General features: G+C 70.3%; 6 protein-coding genes and 1 pseudogene. 4 read left to right on the forward strand and 3 right to left on the reverse strand.

Annotated elements, in window-relative coordinates:
• Nucleotides 1-52 precede the first annotated feature (52 nt).
• On the reverse strand, nt 53-667 hold the full coding sequence (locus ABZV31_RS37850; RefSeq protein WP_355901372.1) for an IS3 family transposase: 615 nt from the start codon (nt 665-667) through the stop codon (nt 53-55).
• The gene (locus ABZV31_RS37855) at nt 664-975 is read right to left on the reverse strand and encodes a transposase (protein ID WP_355901374.1); all 312 of its coding nucleotides are present in this window, start codon (nt 973-975) and stop codon (nt 664-666) included. Before ABZV31_RS37855 ends, ABZV31_RS37850 begins: the two co-directional genes overlap by 4 nt.
• 339 nt (nt 976-1,314) lie before the next feature.
• Here ABZV31_RS37855 and ABZV31_RS37860 point away from each other — a divergent pair, with 339 nt between their 5' ends.
• Entirely contained in the window at nt 1,315-1,614 is a 300-nt protein-coding gene (locus ABZV31_RS37860) for a hypothetical protein (protein WP_355901376.1), read from the forward strand.
• 926 nt (nt 1,615-2,540) lie between these two features.
• Here ABZV31_RS37860 and ABZV31_RS37865 read toward each other — a convergent pair.
• The gene (locus ABZV31_RS37865; protein ID WP_355901377.1) at nt 2,541-2,777 is read right to left on the reverse strand and encodes a hypothetical protein; all 237 of its coding nucleotides are present in this window, start codon (nt 2,775-2,777) and stop codon (nt 2,541-2,543) included.
• A gap of 789 nt (nt 2,778-3,566) precedes the next feature.
• Here ABZV31_RS37865 and ABZV31_RS37870 point away from each other — a divergent pair.
• The 3 genes and pseudogenes from ABZV31_RS37870 to ABZV31_RS37880 all read left to right on the forward strand — a co-directional run.
• Nucleotides 3,567-4,139 (forward strand): YceI family protein, encoded by a 573-nt coding sequence (locus ABZV31_RS37870; protein WP_355901379.1) that lies wholly within the window; start codon nt 3,567-3,569, stop codon nt 4,137-4,139.
• Between the two features lie 55 nt (nt 4,140-4,194).
• On the forward strand, nt 4,195-4,464 hold the full coding sequence (locus tag ABZV31_RS37875) for a hypothetical protein (RefSeq protein WP_355901381.1): 270 nt from the start codon (nt 4,195-4,197) through the stop codon (nt 4,462-4,464).
• A gap of 85 nt (nt 4,465-4,549) precedes the next feature.
• Nucleotides 4,550-6,468 (forward strand): annotated as a pseudogene (locus ABZV31_RS37880) (ATP-binding protein); the annotation flags it as partial.
• Between the last annotated feature and the right edge of the window lie 523 nt (nt 6,469-6,991).

The raw sequence follows: 6,991 nt of genomic DNA on the forward strand, positions 1-6,991 counted from the left end.
GCCGCGAGAGCATCCCGGCACCGGCATCCTGGCGCGTCCATCGCTGTGCGGGTCAAGAGGCCCGGGACATCCGGTACTTCACATACTCACTGTCGGAGTGGTGAATGAGCCCGGAGCTTTTCTTGATCTTGCGTCTCCACAGGGCCATCTCCAGTGTGTCCAGGGGTAGTTCGGTCCGCATGTGGTTGGCAACCTGCCAGCCGACGATCACGCGGGAGAACACGTCCAGGACGAACGCGACGTACACCCAGCCCGACCAGGTGCGCACGTACGTCAGGTCGGCCACCCACAGCTGGTTGGGCCGGGTGGCGGTGAAGTTCCGGTCGACGAGGTCCGGCGGCCTGGGGGCGGCCGGCTCGGGCACGGTGGTTCGCCGTCGCTGGCCGCGGATGACGCCCTCCAAGCCCAGCTCGGCCATCAGCCGCTCCACCGTGCAGCGGGCCACCTCGACGCCCTTGCGCTTCAGGGCACGGGTGATCCGCCTCGCCCCGTAGGTGCCGCCCGACTCGGCGTGGATCTGCTCGATCATCGGCATGAGGTACTCGTCGCGGAGCCGGCGGGCCGGCTTCGGCCGCTTCTTGCGGGCGTAGTAGGCCGACTCGGACAGCTCCAGCACCCGGCAGACGAACCCGGCCCCGAGGCCCATGCCTTTGAGGTGCTCGATCACCTGGTCGGCCTCGTCCGGGGACCGTCGAGTTCCTCGGCAAAAAACGCGCTCGCAGCCTTGAGGATCTCGTTCGCCCGCCTCAACTCGGCTACTTCTTTGCGGAGTTGCTTCAGCTCATCACGCTCGGCTGTCGTCAACCGGTCATCGCGCTCACCGGCATCCGCCTCGGCCTGGCGGACCCAGCCGCGCAGGGCCTCCTTGTGGATGCCCAGGTCCCGCGCGACATGCGCGATCGGGCGGCCGGTAGTCCGGACCTCGCGGACGGCCCGCTCACGGAGCTCGTCCGGGTACTTACGTGGTGCTGGCACTGCTCGTGGATCTCCTTCGGGCCAGGATCATAAGCCTGGCTTCAGGGACTCCACGAAACCGGGGACAGCTCACCCCCCCCGCACACTCCCGATCCGGATCGAACCCGTCATCGCCCTCACCGCCGACAGGACACGCGCGCGGACGCCGCACCGGCGAGCCGCCATCCGTCCCCTTCACATGGTCCGCCCGGCCCGGCACATGGTCCGCCCGGCCCGGCCCGAACGGCGCCAGGATCCTCGGCGGCGCCGCGATCGCCGCGCAGGCACAAGCGGTGCTTCGGACCTATGGTGGTCCGAGAGGGGTCGGCAAGCCGAACTGGTCATGTGGAGGAGGCTGCGATGGAGGAGCACTTCGTCTGGGTGACGACGCGCCGCGTCCGGCCGGGCACCCTGGAGGAGTTCGAGCGGGCATGGCGCCCGGCCCCCTACCCGCAGGGTCTGCGCCGCGCCTTCGCGTACTGGTCCGAGGACGGACAGGAGATCACCGGGGTGTCGTACTGGGAGTCCAAGGAGTCATGCGACGCCTGGCGGGCCTCCGAGCCGGAAGCGCAGCGGCGTGCGGGCATGGCCCCGTACGTCGTCGAGGAGCGGGAGGGCTTCTACCGCGGCCGCGAACTCGCCATCCATCCCCAGCGATAGCCGAGGGCGAGCAGGGAGCGGCCCCAAGCCGCCGCGTCCCAGTGCCCGTCCACTCGCACGGCGACCCAGCAGTCTCCGCGTCCTCCGCTGCCTCATGGGGAGGGCTGCCTCCAGCCTGCGTGGTCAGTGCGGTGCCCTGTCCCACAGGTGCCGCGGCGCAAGAACGCGGTCCTGCCTCGGCAACGCGAGGGCCCGGTCCGCCCGCCGCACCCCAGGCCGTTGGGCAAAACGCCCAGGCTCGCATCAACGTGAGGGCGGGTCCTCGGCCAAGACCCGCAGGCCACCGTCATCGGGACTTTCCGCCGGCGGACCGGTGACAGGGCGGTCGCCCGCGCCGTCAAGGGCCGGACCGTGTATCACCAACGGATGCGAGCGAATGGAGGAGACCACCTCCACGAGTTGCTCGCGCAGCAACTGGCAGACGCCCGGCGCGCCTCCCGCCGCAGCCGCACCCGGCCTTTCCACACCGCTCATGCTCACCTCAACCGTGTCTCCAACCGGCCACTCTCAACGTCTCCCGCTCTCAGGTGAGCCGGCCCGCAACGGTCGGCGCGACAGCAGCGACCAACATCACCACGAGGTTCCGCACTCCGCCCAACGCGCGATCAAGGCCTACGACACCCGGACCATTGCCGTCATCACCCCCCTGGCGTAGGCGCATCGGCCGTTCGCGGACCACAAGGCCATCTGGGATGAGAAGCGGGTTTTCAGCCCACAGGGGCGGCGCTCCCACAGTACAGAAGGCGGCGAGCGGCGAGCGCAATGGGCTGCTCGCAACCGCCGCGCGGGCGGGCGGGTGGCGCGGGCGAAGGAAAGCGTCGGCCGGAGGAGAGGGTCGGAGTCGGCGCGTTCTCCTCCGGCTGCTTGGAAAGGGCACCATCCGTCGATCGCCTGATGGTGATCACCTTGACAGAGTACGGCCACCCTTACTCGCCCTCGGACGACTCCTCACCCTCGGCCTTCGGCGCCTCCGCTTCCTCCTTCTCCGCTTCGGCCGTGGGCTGTTCGCCTTCGGTCGGGGTCGCCTCGGGTTCCGCGGTCTCACCGGTCGCGGGGGCTTCCGCCTGCGTGCCTTCCGCGGTCTCCGCCGCTTCGGCCGCCGACTGCTCGCCTTCGGTCGGGGTCGCCTCGGGTTCCTGAGGTGCCTGTTCGGTGTCGCTCATGTTCACCTCCTTCTCGCCGTGCGCAAGTCAAGGAGTCCTGGCGTCGGTCACCTGGCAGCCCGGATCCAGGAGTGCGCACTTCGCGAGCTTTACGAACTTTGTCCTATTCCTTGAGGGTGAGGATGTCAATGGGCCCTGGGGCGAGAGGTGCAGGTGCGAACACCAGGCAACCGTGGGATCTCGCCGACGGCCTCTTCGACCCAGGGCCCCAGGTCCGCGGCGGTCGGCTGAAGCGGGTCGGCGTAGCCTGCCTCCACGTCGGCAGCGTGGGCCTTCACCCGCCACCCCCTCCTGCAGTTCGGTGGTCTTACGCCTGACCGCGATGCGTCGTTGGTGGTGAAACGGCATGGCTGACTGTGTTGTCTCGCAGGCAGACATCACGCGGGTGACCACCAGACCGGAGATGGACGGCCCGGGCCCACCGGCCGTTCAGCCTTGTGCGTCCGGCCGTTGCTTCGCGCATCATCGGTCGCCGGTCGCCGGTCGCCGGTCGCCGGTCGCCGGTCGCCGGTCGCCGGTGGCTGGACGCGACGCCCTTGGGCGCCGTCGCGGCGGTACGCTGCCCAGCGGGCCGGCCGGACCGGCGCCTCCCCAACCCGCCTGTGCGATGTGGCGAGTTGGTCGGCCTCCTCCCGGCGCAAGCCCGAAGGGGCCACCGGTGGCCTGGTCCGTACGGATCGGCAGACTCGCGCGCTGCTCGTCGCCCACCAGCTCGGCGAGCGGACAGGGGACACGCCGACCGGGCTGCCTCGATGCCCCGGCCCGCATCCGCCCCATACCCTCGACGCTGTGACGCTGACAGACGGAACGTACCGGCTCGGGCCTTCGACCGCCCGCCTCCTGATCAAGACAGGCCGTGCCGGGCTCGGCCGCAGAGCGGGGCACGACCTCACGATCGAGGCCGTCCGATGGTCCGGGGAGGCGGTCTTGGTCGTCGGCGACCCGGACAGGTCGTCGGTGAATGTGACCATCGAGACGGGCTCGTTGAAGGTCCGCGAGGGAACGGGTGGGCTCAAGGCGCTCACCGATGCCGACCGGGCCGAGATCGAACGGACGCTGGCGGACAAGACTTTGCTGCACACCGCGGAACACCCCACGATCACCTTCCGTTCCACCCGCGTCACGGGAACACCGCAGTCCTTCGAGATCACCGGGGACCTCACCATCAAGGGCCGGACCCACCCGGTGACGGTGCACGGGAAGGGGAACGGGGACGGGCTGTTGCGCGGCTGGGCGACCGTCACGCAGTCCGCCTGGGGAATCAAGCCATACACCGCGTTCCTGGGAGCGCTGCGGCTGGCCGACGAGGTCCGAATGGAGTTCGAGGTGGCCCGCCTCGAACCGGCAGACGCGCCTCCGTAGCCGCCCGGCCGGCTGCTGCGGTCGGATCGGGCGTACAGCCGCCTATCGTGGAGGCATGGGCGAGATCGTCGTCGTGTACGAGCTCGACAAGGCGGTGGCCACGCGCGTACCGCGTGGCGAGGAACGGCCCGTCCGCCGCGTGCACGCGGCGCCCACCGCCCCGGGGACGCCTGCCGCGACTGGACCGCGAACCCTCTGCGGCAAGGACACCTTCGCCATGGCGACGACCGGCTGGAAGCCCTCCGAGCACCCTGAGGCGCCGTGGTGTCCCGAGGAGTACGCATCTGCGGTCTGCCCCGACTGCGATGCCGTGATGGAAACCTGACCGGCGTGCCGACTACCCTGACGTCGCTGCGTCGCCATGCCCGGTCCCTGGCCACGTTGCTGCGGCGGCGTATCGTGCGCTGTCCAACCAGATCGTGCTGGTCGACATGTCGCCTCCGGCACTGCGCCGCCGTATTGCGCACGGCAACATCTACAAGCCGGACAAGGTGGACGCGGCCCTGTCGAACTACTTCCGGCCCGGGAATCTGACCGCGCTGCGAGCTGGCCCTCCTCTGGGTGGCTGACCGAGTACCTGCGGCAGTACCGCAGCGAGCACCAGGTTTCGAAGATCTGGGGCTCGCGGGAGCGGATCGTGGTCGGCCTGACCGGCGGTCCGGAGGGCCGCACGCTGATCCGCCGCGCCGCCCGCCTGGCGGAGAAGGGCGCGGGCAGCGAGGTGCTGGCCGTGTACATCGCCAGCAGTGACGGCCTGACCTCGGCGTCCCCCAAGGAGCTCGCCGTGCAGCGCAGCCTGGTCGAGGAACTGGGCGGCACCTTCCACCACGTCGTCGGCGACGACATCCCGGTCGCCCTGCTCGACTTCGCCCGAGGGGTCAACGCCACTCAGATAGTCCTCGGCGTCTCCCGCCGCAAGAGCTGGCAGCACATCTTCGGCCCGGGCGTCGGCGCGACGGTGGCCAGCGACTCGGGCCCCGACCTCCCACCTCATCACGCACGACGAGGCGGGCAAGGGACGCGGCCTCCCGGTAGCCCGGGGCGCGCGGCTCGGCCGCGCCCGCCTCATCTGGGGCTGGCTGACGGGCGTCGGCGGCCCGGTGCTGCTGACCCTGCTGCTGACCGCCGCCCTGCTCGGCGGACTGATCCCCGCGCTGGTCTCCGCCGCCTTCGGCTCGATGCTGCTGAACTGGTACTTCACCCCGCCGGTGCACCCGCATCACGATCGCCGGCCCCAAGAACATCCTCGCTCTCGTGGTCTTCGTGGCGGTAGCCGTGTCGGTGGCCTCCGTGGTCGACCTCGCTGCCCGGCGCACCCACCAGGCCGCCCGGCTGCGGGCCGAGTCCGAGATCCTCTCCTTCCTGGCGGGCAACGTGCTGCGCGGCGAGACCAGTCTCGAGGCACTGCTGGAGCACTTCGGCACGGAGTTGGTGGCGCTGCTGGAACGGGAGAGCGACGTGGCGCCGTGGACATGCGCGGGCCGGGTGGGCCTGGAACGCGAGCTGGAGCGGCCGGAAGACACAGACGTGGACGTACCGGTCGGAGACCACGTGGGGCGCTGGCGCTGACCGGCCGCGTGCTGCCGGCCGAGGCCGACCAGGCCAAGGAACTGGCCGAGGGCAACCGCATCCGCACCGCCCTGCTGGCCGCCGTCAGCCACGACCTGCGCACGCCGCTCGCCGGGATCAAGGCACTGCGCTCGGACGACGTGGAATGGTCCGAGGAGGACCAGGCCGAACTCCTCGCGGCCATCGAGGAGGGCGCCGACCGCCTCGAACACCTGGTGGACAACCTCCTCGACATGTCCCGCCTCCAGACCGGCACCGTCACCCCGCTGCTCCGCGAAGTGGACCTCGACGAGGTGGCCCCCATGGCCCTCGGCGGCATACCGGACCCGGAGACGACCGTCGTCCTGGACATTCCCGAGACCCTGCCCATGGGCGCCGTCGACAAGGGCCTGCTGGAGCGGTCGGTCGCCAACGTTGTCGAGAACGCGGTGAAGCACAGCTCCGACGACGAGCCGGTCCTGGTGTCGGCGAGCGCTATCGCCGACCGGGTGGAGGTCCGCGTCGTGGACCGCGGGCCGGGCGTCCCGGACGAGGCCAAGGACCGCATCTTCGAGCCCTTCCAGCGCTACGGCGACGCCCCTCGCGGCAATGGGGTGGGTCTCGGCCTCGCGGTCGCCCGAGGCTTCGCCGAGCCATGGGCGGCACCCTCAACGCCGAGGACACGCCCGGCGGCGGCCTCACGATGGTTCTCACGCTGCCGTCGGCCAACGGCCGCGCGTCGCCGGTTCAGCGGGACCTGCCGACGGCGGCGACTTCATAGCCGAGGCGGAAGCGGGTCGGCGCAGGCGATGCGCTGACCGGGACAGGCCACCACGGCAGTGGACGTCTGCCTGGCCATGCGCCCGCTGGTGGAGGCGACGGTGATCGTCTCGCCGACTGGACGGAGCAGCCCGCCGATCAGCGCGGCGAGTCGTCGGCGTGCCGTTCCGCCACCGCGCAGCGCCGAGGTCACTCAGCGGGCCGGCGACAGCGTCTGGGTTCTCCTGCCCTGGTACGAACAGTGCCTCTACGACTGGTAGTCCATCAACAACCGCCGCATCGAACACTGTTGCGCGCGTACGACCGGCCTCCCGAGGCGGATGAGCAGCCTTCGGGGGCGAAAGAGTCACGACCCTGATGACCGCTCCTCCGCACCGCTCACTCAGCGGCTTTCATTCATGGCCGGATCTCTTCAGAGGGCGTTTGATTTGAGCCTCGATCCACCGCGTGAATTTTGATCTTCGATCTCGGGCGGGGTTCCGGTGGTTTTTGGAGTGCGGGCAGCGGTGATCGCCGGGTGGCCG

It is taken from the genome of Streptomyces sp. NPDC005202, assembly GCF_040608235.1.
Taxonomy (GTDB): Bacteria; Actinomycetota; Actinomycetes; order Streptomycetales; family Streptomycetaceae; genus Streptomyces.